The following is a 14,533-nucleotide window of genomic DNA, read 5'->3' as shown; positions in this document are numbered from 1 at the left end:
GTGCGTCAGCCACAGCCGCGTAACTGACGTCAGATCAGACACACGGCCGTGCAGACGGGGGAGGAGGCTTGCATGAGCAAACATGTTGTGTTGGTGGAGGATGAAACCAACATCGCGGAAGCGATCAGGTTTCTATTGGGGCGGGACGGTTGGCGTGTAGAAACACTGGCAAACGGCGGGAACGCGGCGGATGTGATCCGCGCTGCGCGCCCGGACCTTGTGATTTTGGATGTGATGCTGCCCGGGAAGACGGGATTTGAAATTCTTGCGGAATTGCGCCGCGATGAAAGCCTGAAAGGGATGCCCGTCCTTATGCTGACGGCACGCGGACAGGCGCGTGACCGCGAAATGGCGCTGCAAGCCGGCGTCAGCCGCTTCATGACAAAACCGTTTGCGAACGATGAAATGCTTTCTGCTGTGCGCGAGTTGACTGCCGGCCGTGTGAACTGATGCCGGAGGGGCGGCTGTTTCTCGAGCGGCGAAGCTACCGTTTTCGCAGGATTATGGACGCAATAAGGATGCTGCCATTCCTTGGCGCACTTTTGTGGGTTGTGGTGCCTACCATGTGGCCGAATGGCGCTGAAGCGGAGCCGTCTGTCGCTCTTTCAACGGCGCTGTGGTATGTGTTTTCTGTCTGGTTGCTGGCCATCACCGCCTCCTTTGCATTGTGGCGCTGGACCCGTGACAAAATCGGTGTCGATGTCGCGGCCCCCGGGTCCAAAGACTGATGGTCACGCTCAATCTGCTGATTGCTGTCTGTCTGGTCTATGTAGCAGGCCTGTTTCTGGTCGCTTTTCTGGCTGAACGTGCGGCGCTGAGAGGGCGGGGGGGCTGGCTGTTGCGCTCGCCTCTGGTCTACACCCTGTCTTTATCAATCTATTGCACGGCATGGACGTTCTACGGCGCAGTCGGATACGCTGCACGCTCCGGTCTTGAGTATGTCACAATCTATCTGGGCCCATCATTGGTGATGATAGGCTGGTGGTGGGTGTTGCGCCGGTTGGTTCGGATCGGGCGCGCGCAGAGGGTTACCTCTGTGGCGGACCTCATCTCCGCCCGCTACGGCAAGTCGAACTTGCTGGCTGTTATGGTGACAATCATGGCGGTCGTGGGTGTGACGCCCTATATTGCGCTGCAATTGCAGTCGGTTACCCTTTCGGTCTCAATCTTTGCCAGCTCGGACACTGGGGGCGGGTCAGAAACCCAGATTACAGAAAATGCTGCCTTCTGGGTTGCGGCAGGTCTGGCGCTGTTTACCGTGCTTTTTGGCACGCGAAACCTTAATGCAAACGAGCGTCACCACGGTGTTGTCATTGCTGTCGCCGTTGAGGCGGTTGTTAAATTGGTCGCGCTGCTGGCCGTGGGGGTCTTCGTGGTTTGGGGGGTGTCGGGCGGCGTGGCAGAAACGCTGGATCGGATCGACGCATCACAAATTGCCACTTGGGAAACGGGCGGCGGTCGCTGGACAGCGCTGATTGTTCTATCGGCTGCCGCTTTGGTCTGTTTGCCGCGGATGTTCCAAGTCATGGTTGTTGAGAATGACGACGAGCGGCACCTGCAAATCGCCAGTTGGGCGTTCCCTTTGTATTTGATGGCGATGAGTCTCTTTGTTGTGCCTATTGCGGTCGTCGGGCTGGAACTGATGCCGGCAGGTACCAACCCCGATCTTTATGTTCTGACTGTCCCGCTAAGTCAGGGCCAGAACGGGCTGGCGATGCTGGCATTTCTAGGCGGCTTTTCTTCGGCAACGTCTATGGTGATTGTGGCGACGCTGGCGCTAAGTACGATGATGTCCAACCACATTTTCATGCCGATCTGGTTGAAGCTTGCGGAAACGGGCGCCCATCAATCGGGGGATGTGCGTGATGTGGTGATCCGTGCGCGGCGGCTGTCCATTCTTTTAATCATCTCGTTGGGCTATTTATACTATCGCGCCTCTGGTGGCTCGGGCGCGCTGGCAGCGATCGGATTGATCTCTTTCGGTGGTGTCGCACAGTTTCTGCCCGCCTTGCTGGGGGGCATCTTTTGGCGCGGGGCTACGCGTACCGGCGCGGTGGCCGGATTGAGCATCGGGTTCGTTATCTGGCTCTATACGATGTTGCTGCCCAGTTTTGGACCTAATGCAGCTCTTTCGGCGGCCGTATTTGAAAACGGGTTGTTGGGGATCGGCTTTCTGAGGCCTGAGGCGCTGTTTGGCATAACCGGCCTTGATCCGGTTGTGCATGCGGTCTGGTGGAGCCTTTCTCTTAATACGCTGTTTTTCTTTGTGGTCTCTATTTTCAGCTTTCCCACACCTTTGGAGCGGTTGCAGGGCGCGCAATTTGTGAACGTGTTCGACCATTCTTCCGGACCTGCCCATGGATGGTCAGCCTCTGAAGGAGGGGCCGAGGATTTGATGATTATGTCGCAGCGGATATTGGGGGCATCCGAAGCGCAGGCGTTTTTTGTCGCACATGCATTGCAGCAAGGTCGCGTGGGTGTACCGCCGGTGCCCACACCCGAATTTGTGCAAGCTCTGGAGCGAGAGTTGGCCGCGTCTGTCGGTGCGGCCACTGCCAACGCGATGATTGGCCAGATTATTGGAGGACAGGCAATTTCCGTCGAAGACCTGATGGCGGTAGCGGATGAATCCGCGCAAATTCTCGAGTATTCTAGCCAGCTTGAAACAAAATCCCGCCAATTGACGGAAACCGCGCGGGAATTGAGCCGTGCCAACGAAAAGCTGACCCAGTTGTCTTTGCAAAAGGATAGCTTTCTGAGTCAGATCAGCCACGAACTGCGGACACCGATGACGTCGATCCGGTCATTTTCAGAGATTTTGAGGGACGTAGAAGAACTGAACCCGACAGAGAAAACCCGCTATGCCTCTATCATTCATTCCGAAGCCATCCGTTTGACGCGTCTGCTGGATGATTTGCTGGACTTGTCTGTGTTGGAGAATGGACAGGTTTCGCTGAACGCGCGGCAGGTCAATTTGCGCGACGTCATTGAACAAGCGGTGACAACGGCGCAGGCATCCTCATCTCGCCGGATGGAGATAAGGCGTAAGCCGCGAGCGGAGGAGGTGATCTTGTTCACTGATGCCGACAGGTTGGCGCAAGTCTTCATCAATCTTGTGACAAATGCGATAAAATACTGTGACGCGGCGGGTCCGGTCCTGACCATCGCAGTGCGTCAGCAAGAGGAAGAAGTGATCGTCAGGTTTACAGACAATGGCAGTGGTATTCCGGCCGATTCTCAAAGCTTGATTTTCGAAAAATTCGCCCGTCTGGGCAGCGGCGAGGGGGATGGCGCAGGCTTGGGCCTTGCGATTTGTCGCGAGATCATAACCCGTTTAGGGGGCGAAATCCGCTATGTCCAAAATGAAACGGGTGGAAGCTTTGAGGTACGACTTGTTCGAACAACCCGTCAGATCGCAACGCAACGATTATTGCCGGTATAAAGGCGCTGGTAACCATTTATCGGTACCAATTGAGCCATGACGCCAGAAAGGCGCGGCTTTAACCGTGCCACGCTATCCGCAGTAGCGTCACAATAAGGGCAACGGGACCACGACTGATATGAGCGCCGAGCAGATGACATCACTGGTACAGCGCAAGGCGCGCTCGGGGCGCGAGGCTCATGCCGCACGGGCGATGTCCTTGGCGCGCGCGCTGCGTCTGACCGCTGCAAAGCAGGGCGAAAAAATGATGTCTCTGTCGTTGAGTGCGCTTGGCGTGACGCGTCAAACATGCAGTGGCGATGATCTAACATCACGTCTGGATGAAACGTCGCTGATCCTGTTGATGGACGGTCCCGGTACGCAGGTTGCGGCGGCGGTGTTGGATCATGTGCTGGTGGCGGGGCTGATCCAGCAGCAAACCATGGGCAAGGTATTTGTCACTCCAGAGGGCGAAACGCCGCGTGCCAATACTTCAACCGATGCGGCACTTTGCGCGCCCTTTATCGAGGGATTGATGCGACATGCCGCACCAATGCCAGAAGAAGAGGCCGATGGCATACTATTGAAGGGCTACAGGTTTGGTGTTTGGGCAAAAACACCCCGCCAAGCCAAGTTGGCGCTGGACGCGAATGATTACCAAGTGATCGAGATCACGCTGGACATGGCAGCAGGTGCGCGGGTGGGGAAACTATCACTGATCCTGCCGGAGCCAAGAGCGCCATCTGCCGCGACCGAAGAATCCGAAGAGGGGGGCAGTGAAGCAGCGCCAACTGCTACCCTTGGGGATACCGTTCTGGGGCTGCATGCAGAGCTGACAATCGCGTTGACGCGATTCAAGATGCCCTTGCAATCTGTCAGAGCGCTCAAAGTAGGTGAAGTGCTGGATCTCAACCTTTCAAGTATGGCGCATGCGCTGGTTATTGACGCGAACGGGCGTGCTATCAGCCGGGGTACGCTTGGCCAGATCGATGGAAAGCGTGCTCTTCAGGTTGAGCAAGAACAAACCAGACGCTATGCAGAACCGCGCAGGCGCGCATCTGATCGTGAAGGCTTGGATCTGCCGGATGTGACTGCGGGGATTGATGTGTCGCCCGACCAAAGGTCACAGCACGAACCGGAGGACCTTGGCGTGCCGGATGTGTCGGATATCGATATTTTTGGCGATATGGATGACCTGCCCGAACTGCCCGACATGGAGGAAGCGGCAGAGCAAGCGGACGCGCAAATGGAGCGCCTGAAAGAGTTGGAGAAGGAAGCCGCCGCCGGATCGCGATCGCAGGCCGGTTGATCGTGGCCTGCAATCCAGCGTTACAATGGTTTAGCTCTCGTGTTGCTGTAGATAGCCGCGCATATTCTCAAGATCATAACCAGCTGATTGCGCGGCCTTGATGATTTCATCAGCCGACTGCAAACCTGCTTGGCCAAGGGCCCACGCGATGCTGGATCTGGTGCCCGAAGCGCAATAGGCGAGCGTGACACCTTCTTTATCAAGGCCGATCTCACGGTTCCGCATCACGTTTTCTTCGGTCATTGTCGAGTGCGTCAGAGGCTGCATCGCAAACTCCAATCCGGCGGCTTCGGCAGCGGCCTTCATGGCTTCACTCCCAAGCGCAGGTGGCACTTCTTCGTCAGGCCGATTGCATAGAATCCGGGCTATTCCCGCTTCTTTGTAGGCGGCCATATCCTCCGGAGAGATCTGCGGGGCGACGAAATAGCGGGGGGTGAGTTGTCTGATATCCATGATTGAAACCTATAGCGCACAAGACAGGCTGTCCAGAAGGGGCAGCGCCCGTGTTAACCTAGAAAAATGCCGATGATGACTGTCATCAAGCCGATGACCGACAAGAACAAGGCACCAAGGTTCAAAGGGACGACTTTTTTTAACACCGCACGCATGCTTTCATCATCCAGTTGCGCGCGTTTGGCGCGGCTCACACGGATAATGCAATAGACCAAACCCAACAAACCAAGCAGCGAAATCGCACTGCCGATCCAGATGAGCGCTTCGAACGGGGAGGAGCCAGTATTTTCCATGGCCGAGCTTTAGGATAATCCGCTGCGCGCGGCAAGAGCACCTTGCAGCAGCGCAGGGGGCAGGGTAGCAAGGCGCCCTACAAGGTAGCCCCCCTGCACGACAAGGAGCAGCACATGAGCGAATTCAGCACAAACCCCGCGCCCGTTGAGGACGCAGGTGATGCAAACTACCGCGTTACAGCGAACGAGCTGCGCCAGTTCGTTGAACGGATCGAGCGTCTGGACTCTGAAAAGAAGGACCTCGCCGAGCAACAAAAAGAAGTGATGGCCGAAGCAAAATCGCGTGGCTATGACACAAAGATTCTGCGCAAGGTGATCGCCCTTCGCAAGCGCGAACCAGATGACATCGCCGAAGAAGAAGCGGTGTTGGACATGTATAAAGAAGCGCTGGGGATGTAATCCTGCGCGCTTGAGCTTTGGCAGGGGTGAAACGGTGCTTGCACACAACGGCCCCCGCCAATAGAAGAGCACAAATTTTCTGCCCCGCGCGCAAAAGCGCGGCCAAACGCTATGGAGCACACATGCAGGTCAAAGAGACGCTGAACGAAGGTCTGAAACGCGGCTATTCCATCACCCTGACAGCCGCCGAGCTGGAAGTGAAGGTGAACGATAAGCTGAAAGAGGCGCAGCCCGAAGTCGAAATGAAGGGCTTCCGTAAGGGCAAAGTACCGATGGCGCTGCTGAAAAAGCAGTTTGGCCCGCGTATTCTGGGCGAAGCCATGCAGGAAGCCATCGATGGTGCCATGAACGAGCACTTCGAAACTTCCGGTGACCGTCCTGCGATGCAGCCTGACGTGAAAATGACCAACGAAGACTGGAAAGAAGGCGATGATGTCGAGGTCGACATGTCCTACGAAAAATTGCCAGAGATTCCCGAAGTTGATCTGAGCTCCATCAAACTGGAGAAAATGGTCGTGAAAGCGGATGATGCGTCCATCGACGAAGCGCTCGCATCACTGGCCGAAACAGCTCAGGACTTTAAAGCCCGCAAGAAAGGCTCCAAAGCCAAAGACGGCGATCAGGTTGTAATGGACTTTGTCGGCAAGGTTGACGGCGAAGCATTCGAAGGTGGCTCCGCAGAAGACTATCCGCTGGTGCTGGGCTCCAACTCCTTCATCCCCGGATTTGAAGAGCAGCTGGTTGGCGTGAAAGCCGAAGAGGAAAAAGACGTTACCGTCAATTTCCCCGACGATTATCAGGCAGAGCACCTTGCGGGCAAAGAGGCTATCTTCTCTTGCACCATCAAGGAAGTGAAAGAGCCTGTAGCCGCTGAGATCAACGACGAGATGGCGACCAAATTCGGTGCCGAAGACCTTGCTGCGCTGAAAGTGCAGATTGGCGAGCGTCTGGAATCAGAATACACAGGTGCTTCGCGCGCAGTGATGAAGCGTGGCCTGCTGGACGCGTTGGACAAACTGGTTGATTTCGATCTGCCGCCATCCTTGCTGGATGCAGAAGCAGGCCAGATTGCACACCAGCTGTGGCACGAAGATAACCCTGAAGTTCAGGGCCACGATCATCCAGAGATCGAAACCACAGATGAGCACAAGAAACTTGCTGCGCGCCGCGTGCGTCTGGGCCTGCTGCTTGCCGAACTTGGCCAGAAAGCCGAAGTTGAGGTGACCGACGCCGAGATGACACAGGCGATCATGAACCAAGCGCGTCAGTACCCTGGTCAAGAGCGTCAGTTCTTTGAATTTGTTCAGCAAAACCAGCAGATGCAGCAGCAGATGCGCGCGCCGATTTTTGAAGACAAGGTCGTTGACCACGTCTTTGGTCTGGCAACAATTTCTGACAAAGAAGTCTCAAAAGACGAACTGCAGAAAGCCATTGAGGCACTCGAAGAAGAGTAAGCAGTCGATCTTAGTTAGGAAGGCCCCGCAGGAGACTGCGGGGCTTTTTTTGTTCTAAAGTGATCGCACAAGTGTCGCGATGTAGGCGGCATAGCTTACTAGAAATACGCCGCCCGAAATTCGGGAAAGGCGCCCCCAGTTAAGGCCTGCGCCCAGCAGCGCAGCTGCGGCTGCGACCATGATCCATTGATCATAGCTGGAAATAGACAGCGGCACTTCGAGTGGATGGATCAGGGCGGTCAGGCCCAGAATGCCCGAGATGTTAAAAATATTGCTGCCGAGAATGTTGCCGATAGCCATATCGCTTTGGCCTTTTCGCGCGGCGATAAGGGAGGTCACAAGCTCTGGTAGGGAGGTGCCGACCGCAACGATCGTCACGCCGATTACTGCCTCGGAAATATTGAGCAGGCGGGCAAAGCCGACAGCGCCAAGGACCAAAAAATGCGCACTGATCAAGGTCACGGCCAAACCGGCGGCAAAAGCAACGCTGGCGCGCAGGACCGGAGGTGGGGCCTCTAGTTCGTCTATGGCGTCAATCTCGCCGCCTTTGCTGACGCGTACGATCAGATAGGTCGCCAGTGCAGCACAGAGAATCGCGCCCTCGATGCGGCCGATCATGCCCGACAGCAGCATTGGCACGGCCAACAATGTGACCAGCATCATGGCGCTTCCGTCCAAGACCATGATCTTGTGATCCAGCAGCGCAGGTCGCACCAGTGCCGTCAGACCGAGGATCAACAGGATGTTGGCAATGTTGCTACCAACCACGTTTCCAGTCGCAATACCCGGAGAGCCTGCCAGAGCAGCATTCAAGCTGGTCAATAGCTCGGGCGTAGAGGTGCCAAAGCCAACCAGCACCACACCAATGAGAAGCGGCGAAACCCCAAGCCGGGCGGCGATGCCCACGGCACCCTGGACCAATAGCGTGCCGCCCAGAAGAAGACCGATAAGGCCGACAGAACAAAAGAGGAAGAATGTCATGATGCGCCCCGCGCAACCGTAGCTGCACCTGCTGGACGTCCAGCAGACAAACGGTACCTCAGGCAGATTGTGTGCCTTTCAGATGTTTACAAGAGGCCCATGAAAATATGGGTTAGCCAGCTCTCAGTCCGGTTTCGACTAACATGCCGCGCCTCTTGGCTTCGTAATAGTATCCGCGCGCGTACCAGCCGATTGCTGTCGCCTCATCCCCGTCAGCCAAGAGCCACGCACCACGCAGGTACTTGCCCGCAAATTCGAGGTTGGTGTCAGCGTTGAGGAGGTCGTCCGGCTTTCCGCGAAACCCCATGGTGCGGGCGGTTTGCGGCAGGATCTGAAGCAATCCGTAATAGGGGCCGTTGCGGGCCGCAGGGTTGTGGGTGCTCTCGCGGATGGCGAGCCGGTGCACAAGGCTGCGCGGGATTTCGTAGTGATCAGCCCAGTGGTTGATGGAGGCGCGCAGCTGCGGTGTCTCATTGGGGTGCAGCGGTGGGCCGAAACCACTTGAGGCAGGCGCCGTGGCGGATTCTCGGGTTGAACAGGCTGCGAGGGCAGCAAGACCAGCAATAAGAAAGGAGCGGCGATATAGTGGATGCATTGGAAGGTCCGGAAATCTCTGACCTTTGTTGGGTAAGCTGCGTGAGGCGAGGGAGCAAGGTGATCGAATTTGAGCGGCAGGCATTCGCTTATGTGCCTCGGCAGCGGTGGGCAGTGCCTGAACCGGTGATGAAAGATGTGGGCGCGCGCCACGGCAGACAAAATGCTGATTTTGCTTTAGCTACCCGAGAGAAAGGATAGTCCTGCTATGAAATTGGCCCATATCAGTATCACTGCGCGCTGCGCTGATAGATTGGCTTCATTCTACAGGGACGTTTTTGGCTGCGAGGAAATGCGTTCGCCGAGAACCCTGTCTGGCGAAGCGGTTTCGCGCGGCAACGGATTGCGCGACTGTGTGTTTTATTCGATCTGGTTGCGATTTCCACAGGGCGGGGCCACTTTTCAGGAGCTGGAGCAGCCTGCGTTGGGACTGGATTGAAAGCGCCGGGCGGGCCCGAGGTATGTCCAACGAAAAACGCCGCGCAAAATGCGCGGCGTTTTAATTGAGTCTGGCACGTGAGGCTTAGTTGCCTGCTGTGTCTTCCTGATCGCCGGAAGCAGCAGGTGCTTCGTCGTCGTCGGACGCGGCAGAGCCGAGATCGTCGAACAGTTCGGAAATCTCGAACTCGGCAGCAGCTTCTTCTTCTGCGGCCAGTTCCTGAATGGATTTGCCGGCAGCTTGAAGTTCGGCTTCTTCGGGTGAACGGGCTACGTTCAGCTCGATTGTTGCTTCGACCTCTGGGTGCAGGATGACCTGCACAGCGTGGATGCCCAGATATTTGATGGGCGCAGTCAGGACAACCTGCTTGCGATCAACTGTGAAGCCTTCGGCGGTCGCTGCGTCGGCGGCGTCACGTGTCGTAACGGAACCGTAAAGCGCGCCTGCATCGGAAGCAGAGCGAATCACAACGAACTGCTGGCCGTTAAGCTTGTCAGCCATTGCATCGGCTTCTTTCTTGGTCTCGAGGTTTTGAACTTCAAGCTGGGCTTTTTGGCCCTCGAAAGCTTCGATGTTTGCTTTGGACGCGGAAAGCGCCTTTTGCTGAGGCAGCAGGTAGTTGCGTGCATAGCCTGGTTTAACGTCAACGACGTCGCCCATCTGGCCCAGTTTCGCTACGCGCTGGAGAAGGATAACTTGCATGATGTGTACTCCTTACTTCACTGCGTAGGGCAGCAGGGCGAGGAAACGGGCGCGTTTGATGGCACGGGCCAGCTCGCGTTGTTTCTTGGCCGACACTGCGGTGATGCGGGATGGCACGATCTTGCCACGCTCAGAGATGTAGCGCTGAAGCAGACGTGTGTCTTTGTAGTCGATTGCCGGTGCGTTGTCGCCCGAGAAGGGGCAAACTTTACGACGGCGGAAAAATGGTTTTGCAGCCATGGGTTAGGTCCTTTTACTCAAGCCAAAATCAGCGACGTTCACGGCGCTCTGGGCGCTCGTCACGTTTTTGCATCTGAACGGAAGGCAGCTCTTTGTGCTCGTCCATTTTGATGGTCAGAACGCGCATGACATCGTCATGCAGGCGCATCAGGCGTTCCATCTCCTGCACGGCTGTTGCCGGTGCATCGGAGCGCAGGAAGGCATAGTGGCCCTTGCGGTTCTTGTTGATTTTGTAGGCCATCGTTTTGACGCCCCAATACTCGCTATCCACGAGTGTCCCGCCGTTGTCGGACAGAACGGTACCGAAATGTTCGATCAGGCCTTCGGCTTGTGTATTGGACAAGTCCTGACGCGCGATCATTACATGCTCATATAGCGGCATGTGTGCTCCACTTATTTCAAGGCGCATTTCATAGGCAGGGCAGTGATCCTTTGCGGCCCCACCACGAGAGTCTGCGCGGTTAAATCGTCTTGCAAAGGAAGTGCCCATATACACGCTTTCGCGCGCCGCGCAAGCAAGGATGGCGCAGAGCGGATGCCATATCCCCGATTTAGTGCCGCCGCCCTCAATGTGCCGGCAGGGCGCCGTTGTTTTGTCATTATTGGAGTCCATCAGAATGCCAGCGAACAAAAGGATGCTGTTATGACAATCGCCTCTGACTATCTCTCTGAGACCACGCCGTTCATTGGTGCTGCACGCATTTTGGGCGGAGGCCGGTTGATGCTGCGGTTGATGATGCGGATTGGTGCCTGTGCCTTTTTGTTTGTTGCGCTATTGATCTGGTTAACTCCGGCGGCCGCGACCGGCAGCAATATGATGCTATTCAAATTGGCGATTTCAACGATTTCGCTTTTGGGGTCTTTAGCCTTTTGGGATGCAGCGTTGCCATCGGCGCCGCCCAGTGTCGAGATTGATGTGGAGAGGGGCGAAGTGCGTCTCATCCGTGATAATGCGCCTATAGCTCAACGGATTATCGAGCGGTGCAGCTTTAACGATCTTGAAGACGTGGAATTGAAAGGCCGATCCTTTACCTTCTGGGCAAGGGGAGGCCGCCTTCTTGCCGAGATATCGCTTAGCAATGCAACGGCGCACGCTGTTCTACTGCATAAATTGCGTGTGGCGGGCAAGCTAGCCTGATCAGTAATGTGCGCTGATGCGGGGTAAATGCCGCGCGAGTGTTCAAATGCGCGCAGTCGGTGTTGAACCTTACGGGATTGAGAAAAAACCAGATCGCACCATTTAGTAAGACAGTCTAACAAAATGGAGTGCTCCCAATGAAATCCCTCGTCCTTGCTTCCCTGCTTTCTGCCACCGCCACAATGGCACTGGCTGCCGACAAATACACGCTTGATGCCAGCCACAGCCAGATTGTGTTCACGTACAACCACCTTGGTTATTCCACAACGACCGGCATGTTCTCCGGCTTTGAAGGCGAAATCATGTTTGATCAGGAAGATCCTTCCGCGTCATCCGTCAACGTCTCAATGCCGACGAAATCCATGTTCACCGGTTGGGAAGCGCGCGACGGCCACTTTATGTCCGACGATTTTTTCGGCGCAACTGACGAGGACATGATCACGTTCACATCCACATCTATCGAAGTGACCGGCGACGACACCGCATTGATTACCGGTGATCTGACCATGAACGATGTGACAAAATCCGTTGTTCTGGACGCCAAGCTGAACCAGATGGGTGATCACCCGATGGCGAACAAGCCTTGGGCCGGTTTTGACGCAACAACAACGCTGAAGCGTTCCGACTTTGGTGTGGACAAGTTCGCGCCGTTTGTCAGCGATGACGTAAACGTCATGATTTCATTGGAAGCCATGAAAGCTGAATAAGCTCTTTCCTTGAGAAAACGAAAAGGCCGCGGGGAGTATCCTCTCCGCGGCCTTTTCTATTTTAGTTGACCCATTTGGACGACGTTTGTCGTCACTCTCGCGTGGCTGTCAGATCGATCACTGCGTTCACGCCAAACCCGAGTGAGCTTTCATCGGGCATGTTGTCGCCGATCCCAAAGTCGCGGCGATCAAGATCCAGTTGCGCCTGTACGTTTGCTTCTTTGCCGGATGTGGATAGACGGAATGGCATGCTGACCGGAATGCTCTGTTGTTTGATTGTCAGTGTGCCTTCGGCCAGAAAACCGTCAACACCAGTGATCAGATCTGCGGTGAAGCGCGCTGTCGGGAAGTCTTTGGCGTTGAAGAAATCAGGACCCATGGCTTGATCTGTGACGGAGCCAAGAGTGAGCGAGCCGATGGCGATTGTCACGTCAACGGCGCCGGAAGGGCCGCTCATCACGTCCGGGTCAAAGGAAATGTTCGCAGTCCAGTCGGAAAATGTCCCTTCTACGGTTGAGCCAAACTGTGTGACCGAAATGCCAATCGTGCCGTCCTGGACAGTCCACTCTGATGCGACGTCTTCAAGTTCTGCGGTTTCCGTCGCGCCCTCGGGCTTTGAATAGACACCGATACCTGCGCCAACGGCCAATGCAGCGGCCCAAACGGCAAGGGCTGCCAGAAAGGGCGTCTTGCTGTGGTGTGTTTCTGGCAGGGCGGCAAGATCAGGTGCGCCGTTGATCATCCGTCGCAAGGTAGCGTCCTTGTCGATAACCTGATGTTTGAGGGCGCCTGCAATGTGCAGCAAGATCGACACGATCATGACTTTACCGAACACCCAATGCAGGCCACCGGCAAAGGCGGATACAGCTTCCGACTTTGGCACCAGCGGCAAGCCTTGGCCCAGTGGCCACCAGATGGGAGCAAAGCCCGACGTGGCGGCGTGATGTATCCAGCCCGACATCGGCGCAAGTACCAACGATCCGTAGAGCAGCCAGTGGGCCGTTTCTGCCATGAAGGTTTCGGTCTTGCTGTCCGGATGCAGCGGGGATGGCTTTGTCTGGTTCAACGTCCAGATGATCCGCAGCAGTGCGACGAAGAACACGGTCACGCCCAGTGTTTTATGCAACGAGAAGAGCCACGCCTTCGTGGCGAGCTGCTCGGACGTCTCATAGGGGAGTTCTTCGGCGATCATCGCAATAGGGATGAGCGTCAGGATAAGCAGCGCTGTGAGCCAGTGAAAACTGCGGGTAACGCTGCCGTAAGTTGTAGTTGTGTTGGAAAGTGCCATGGACTTCTCCGCTATGACAATGATCGGATCAACCTATTGAAACTGTCAGTCAGGGCAATGGGAGTTTGCGCAGAGCTGCTGTGCGCTCTTGTGAGAGCAGGCGTGCTTCGCTACACCCAACGCCACATATTCAAGGGGGCTTTTGATGAGCACAGCATTCGTATTTCCCGGTCAGGGCGCGCAAACTATTGGGATGGGGCATGATCTGGCGCAGGCCTATCCCGCAGCAAAGGCTGTTTTCGATGAGGTCGACGAGGCCTTGGGCGAGAAGCTGAGCGCGCTGATTTGGGAGGGCGATATAGAGACGCTGACGCTTACCGAGAATGCCCAGCCTGCGCTGATGGCGACCTCTATGGCGGCAATGCGCGCGCTTGAGGCCGAAGGGATCGAGATCACGCGGGCATCCTTTGTCGCGGGTCACAGTCTGGGTGAATATTCCGCCCTTTGTGCGGCTGGCGTATTCACGCTGGCCGATACAGCGCGTTTGCTGCGCATTCGGGGTAGGGCGATGCAGTCGGCTGTGCCTGTCGGTCAGGGCGCTATGGCGGCCATTCTGGGGCTTGCTGCCGAAGACGTAGAGAAAGTCGCTGCTGAAGCCGCTGGCGATGAAGTTTGTCAGTTGGCCAATGAGAACGACCCGACCCAGAATGTCATCTCGGGTAGCAAGGCTGCTGTTGAGCGGGCGATTGATTTGGCCAAGGCGGCTGGCGCCAAGCGGGCGTTGCCTTTGCCGGTATCGGCCCCGTTCCACTGTGCGCTGATGCAGCCCGCCGCAGATGAGATGGCGCGCGCGTTGTCAGAGGTTACGATCAATGCCCCTGCCGTGCCGCTGGTCGCAAATGTTCTTGCCAGTAGCGTGAATACTGCCGATCCCATTGCGCAGCTGTTGGTGGATCAGGTCACCGGCCGTGTGCGCTGGCGTTCGTCCGTTGAGTGGATGGTCGAGCAGGGCGTGACCGAGTTCTGGGAGATCGGTGCGGGCAAGGCTTTGTCCGGGATGATCCGCCGCATTCACAAGGACGCGGTGTTGCGCAATGTGGGCGTGGCTGCAGATGTAAAAGCTGCGCTTGAAGAATAAGGCGCACACAGCAAGAGCGTGTACCGTCGGTAATTAC

18 protein-coding genes are annotated in these 14,533 nt (G+C 56.3%); 10 read left to right on the top strand and 8 right to left on the bottom strand.

Going from position 1 to position 14,533, the window contains the following annotated elements; genetic code table 11:
* Positions 1-72 precede the first annotated feature (72 nt).
* The 4 genes from K3757_RS10805 to K3757_RS10790 all read left to right on the top strand — a co-directional run bounded on the left by K3757_RS10805 (position 73) and on the right by K3757_RS10790 (position 4,730).
* The gene (locus K3757_RS10805; protein ID WP_259995495.1) at positions 73-450 is read left to right on the top strand and encodes a response regulator transcription factor; all 378 of its coding nucleotides are present in this window, start codon (positions 73-75) and stop codon (positions 448-450) included.
* 68 nt (positions 451-518) lie between these two features.
* Positions 519-728: a hypothetical protein gene (locus K3757_RS10800; protein WP_259995494.1), complete on the top strand. Its 210-nt coding sequence runs from the start codon at positions 519-521 to the stop codon at positions 726-728.
* Positions 728-3,442, top strand: coding sequence for an ATP-binding protein (locus tag K3757_RS10795; protein ID WP_259995493.1), 2,715 nt, complete (start codon positions 728-730; stop codon positions 3,440-3,442). The genes K3757_RS10800 and K3757_RS10795 overlap by 1 nt, the downstream gene beginning before the upstream one ends.
* A 118-nt stretch (positions 3,443-3,560) precedes the next feature.
* Positions 3,561-4,730 (top strand): FliM/FliN family flagellar motor C-terminal domain-containing protein, encoded by a 1,170-nt coding sequence (locus K3757_RS10790; RefSeq protein WP_259995492.1) that lies wholly within the window; start codon positions 3,561-3,563, stop codon positions 4,728-4,730.
* Positions 4,731-4,760: 30 nt separating this feature from the next.
* Here K3757_RS10790 and K3757_RS10785 read toward each other — a convergent pair whose 3' ends face one another.
* Together K3757_RS10785 and K3757_RS10780 are read right to left on the bottom strand one after the other, a co-directional pair.
* The gene (locus K3757_RS10785; RefSeq protein WP_259995491.1) at positions 4,761-5,183 is read right to left on the bottom strand and encodes a TIGR01244 family sulfur transferase; all 423 of its coding nucleotides are present in this window, start codon (positions 5,181-5,183) and stop codon (positions 4,761-4,763) included.
* Between the two features lie 53 nt (positions 5,184-5,236).
* Positions 5,237-5,476: a hypothetical protein gene (locus tag K3757_RS10780; protein WP_259995490.1), complete on the bottom strand. Its 240-nt coding sequence runs from the start codon at positions 5,474-5,476 to the stop codon at positions 5,237-5,239.
* Between the two features lie 114 nt (positions 5,477-5,590).
* Between K3757_RS10780 and K3757_RS10775 the strand changes: the two genes are divergently transcribed.
* Together K3757_RS10775 and tig are read left to right on the top strand one after the other, a co-directional pair.
* Entirely contained in the window at positions 5,591-5,875 is a 285-nt protein-coding gene (locus tag K3757_RS10775; protein ID WP_259995489.1) for a DUF2312 domain-containing protein, read from the top strand.
* 122 nt (positions 5,876-5,997) lie between these two features.
* A complete protein-coding gene (tig, locus tag K3757_RS10770) occupies positions 5,998-7,329 on the top strand; it encodes a trigger factor (RefSeq protein ID WP_259995487.1) in 1,332 nt (443 codons plus the stop codon).
* 54 nt (positions 7,330-7,383) lie between these two features.
* On the opposite strand, the gene K3757_RS10765 is transcribed toward tig, so the two are convergent.
* Together K3757_RS10765 and K3757_RS10760 are read right to left on the bottom strand one after the other, a co-directional pair.
* The gene (locus K3757_RS10765; protein WP_259995485.1) at positions 7,384-8,310 is read right to left on the bottom strand and encodes a calcium/sodium antiporter; all 927 of its coding nucleotides are present in this window, start codon (positions 8,308-8,310) and stop codon (positions 7,384-7,386) included.
* A 112-nt stretch (positions 8,311-8,422) separates the two neighbouring features.
* Complete coding sequence (locus K3757_RS10760) at positions 8,423-8,905, bottom strand: lytic transglycosylase domain-containing protein (protein ID WP_259995483.1); 483 nt, start codon at positions 8,903-8,905, stop codon at positions 8,423-8,425.
* 291 nt (positions 8,906-9,196) lie between these two features.
* Here K3757_RS10760 and K3757_RS10755 point away from each other — a divergent pair, with 291 nt between their 5' ends.
* Positions 9,197-9,343: a hypothetical protein gene (locus K3757_RS10755; protein WP_259995481.1), complete on the top strand. Its 147-nt coding sequence runs from the start codon at positions 9,197-9,199 to the stop codon at positions 9,341-9,343.
* 84 nt (positions 9,344-9,427) lie between these two features.
* Here the strand turns inward: K3757_RS10755 and rplI are convergent, their stop codons facing one another.
* The 3 genes from rplI to rpsF are packed head-to-tail and all read right to left on the bottom strand — an operon-like array spanning position 9,428 to position 10,667.
* Positions 9,428-10,045, bottom strand: a complete 618-nt coding sequence (rplI, locus tag K3757_RS10750) for a 50S ribosomal protein L9 (protein ID WP_259995480.1) — start codon at positions 10,043-10,045, stop codon at positions 9,428-9,430.
* A gap of 12 nt (positions 10,046-10,057) precedes the next feature.
* Positions 10,058-10,285: a 30S ribosomal protein S18 gene (gene rpsR / locus K3757_RS10745; RefSeq protein WP_005852865.1), complete on the bottom strand. Its 228-nt coding sequence runs from the start codon at positions 10,283-10,285 to the stop codon at positions 10,058-10,060.
* A gap of 28 nt (positions 10,286-10,313) precedes the next feature.
* Positions 10,314-10,667, bottom strand: a complete 354-nt coding sequence (rpsF, locus tag K3757_RS10740; protein ID WP_259995478.1) for a 30S ribosomal protein S6 — start codon at positions 10,665-10,667, stop codon at positions 10,314-10,316.
* A gap of 261 nt (positions 10,668-10,928) precedes the next feature.
* Between rpsF and K3757_RS10735 the strand changes: the two genes are divergently transcribed.
* Both K3757_RS10735 and K3757_RS10730 read left to right on the top strand, forming a co-directional pair.
* The gene (locus tag K3757_RS10735) at positions 10,929-11,423 is read left to right on the top strand and encodes a hypothetical protein (protein WP_259995470.1); all 495 of its coding nucleotides are present in this window, start codon (positions 10,929-10,931) and stop codon (positions 11,421-11,423) included.
* Between the two features lie 137 nt (positions 11,424-11,560).
* Entirely contained in the window at positions 11,561-12,130 is a 570-nt protein-coding gene (locus K3757_RS10730; protein ID WP_259995469.1) for a YceI family protein, read from the top strand.
* A 91-nt stretch (positions 12,131-12,221) separates the two neighbouring features.
* On the opposite strand, the gene K3757_RS10725 is transcribed toward K3757_RS10730, so the two are convergent.
* Positions 12,222-13,418, bottom strand: a complete 1,197-nt coding sequence (locus tag K3757_RS10725) for a cytochrome b/b6 domain-containing protein (RefSeq protein WP_259995468.1) — start codon at positions 13,416-13,418, stop codon at positions 12,222-12,224.
* A gap of 145 nt (positions 13,419-13,563) precedes the next feature.
* Between K3757_RS10725 and fabD the strand changes: the two genes are divergently transcribed.
* Positions 13,564-14,496, top strand: coding sequence for an ACP S-malonyltransferase (gene fabD, locus K3757_RS10720; RefSeq protein ID WP_259995467.1), 933 nt, complete (start codon positions 13,564-13,566; stop codon positions 14,494-14,496).
* Positions 14,497-14,533 lie beyond the last annotated feature (37 nt).

The sequence above is a fragment of the Sulfitobacter sp. S223 genome (genome assembly GCF_025143825.1).
In the GTDB taxonomy this organism is placed as follows: domain Bacteria; phylum Pseudomonadota; class Alphaproteobacteria; order Rhodobacterales; family Rhodobacteraceae; genus Sulfitobacter.
The sequence above is the reverse complement of the archived record's forward strand: the minus strand, read 5'-3'. Positions and strand labels throughout refer to the sequence as shown.

What these genes read in the sequence shown, in the direction of transcription:
- K3757_RS10805 (WP_259995495.1), top strand. Translation starts at nt 73, where the DNA reads ATGAGCAAACATGTTGTGTTGGTGGAGGATGAAACCAACATCGCGGAA.
- K3757_RS10800 (WP_259995494.1), top strand. Translation starts at nt 519, where the DNA reads ATGCTGCCATTCCTTGGCGCACTTTTGTGGGTTGTGGTGCCTACCATG.
- K3757_RS10795 (WP_259995493.1), top strand. Translation starts at nt 728, where the DNA reads ATGGTCACGCTCAATCTGCTGATTGCTGTCTGTCTGGTCTATGTAGCA.
- K3757_RS10790 (WP_259995492.1), top strand. Translation starts at nt 3,561, where the DNA reads ATGAGCGCCGAGCAGATGACATCACTGGTACAGCGCAAGGCGCGCTCG.
- K3757_RS10785 (WP_259995491.1), bottom strand. Translation starts at nt 5,183, where the DNA reads ATGGATATCAGACAACTCACCCCCCGCTATTTCGTCGCCCCGCAGATC.
- K3757_RS10780 (WP_259995490.1), bottom strand. Translation starts at nt 5,476, where the DNA reads ATGGAAAATACTGGCTCCTCCCCGTTCGAAGCGCTCATCTGGATCGGC.
- K3757_RS10775 (WP_259995489.1), top strand. Translation starts at nt 5,591, where the DNA reads ATGAGCGAATTCAGCACAAACCCCGCGCCCGTTGAGGACGCAGGTGAT.
- tig (WP_259995487.1), top strand. Translation starts at nt 5,998, where the DNA reads ATGCAGGTCAAAGAGACGCTGAACGAAGGTCTGAAACGCGGCTATTCC.
- K3757_RS10765 (WP_259995485.1), bottom strand. Translation starts at nt 8,310, where the DNA reads ATGACATTCTTCCTCTTTTGTTCTGTCGGCCTTATCGGTCTTCTTCTG.
- K3757_RS10760 (WP_259995483.1), bottom strand. Translation starts at nt 8,905, where the DNA reads ATGCATCCACTATATCGCCGCTCCTTTCTTATTGCTGGTCTTGCTGCC.
- K3757_RS10755 (WP_259995481.1), top strand. Translation starts at nt 9,197, where the DNA reads ATGCGTTCGCCGAGAACCCTGTCTGGCGAAGCGGTTTCGCGCGGCAAC.
- rplI (WP_259995480.1), bottom strand. Translation starts at nt 10,045, where the DNA reads ATGCAAGTTATCCTTCTCCAGCGCGTAGCGAAACTGGGCCAGATGGGC.
- rpsR (WP_005852865.1), bottom strand. Translation starts at nt 10,285, where the DNA reads ATGGCTGCAAAACCATTTTTCCGCCGTCGTAAAGTTTGCCCCTTCTCG.
- rpsF (WP_259995478.1), bottom strand. Translation starts at nt 10,667, where the DNA reads ATGCCGCTATATGAGCATGTAATGATCGCGCGTCAGGACTTGTCCAAT.
- K3757_RS10735 (WP_259995470.1), top strand. Translation starts at nt 10,929, where the DNA reads ATGACAATCGCCTCTGACTATCTCTCTGAGACCACGCCGTTCATTGGT.
- K3757_RS10730 (WP_259995469.1), top strand. Translation starts at nt 11,561, where the DNA reads ATGAAATCCCTCGTCCTTGCTTCCCTGCTTTCTGCCACCGCCACAATG.
- K3757_RS10725 (WP_259995468.1), bottom strand. Translation starts at nt 13,418, where the DNA reads ATGGCACTTTCCAACACAACTACAACTTACGGCAGCGTTACCCGCAGT.
- fabD (WP_259995467.1), top strand. Translation starts at nt 13,564, where the DNA reads ATGAGCACAGCATTCGTATTTCCCGGTCAGGGCGCGCAAACTATTGGG.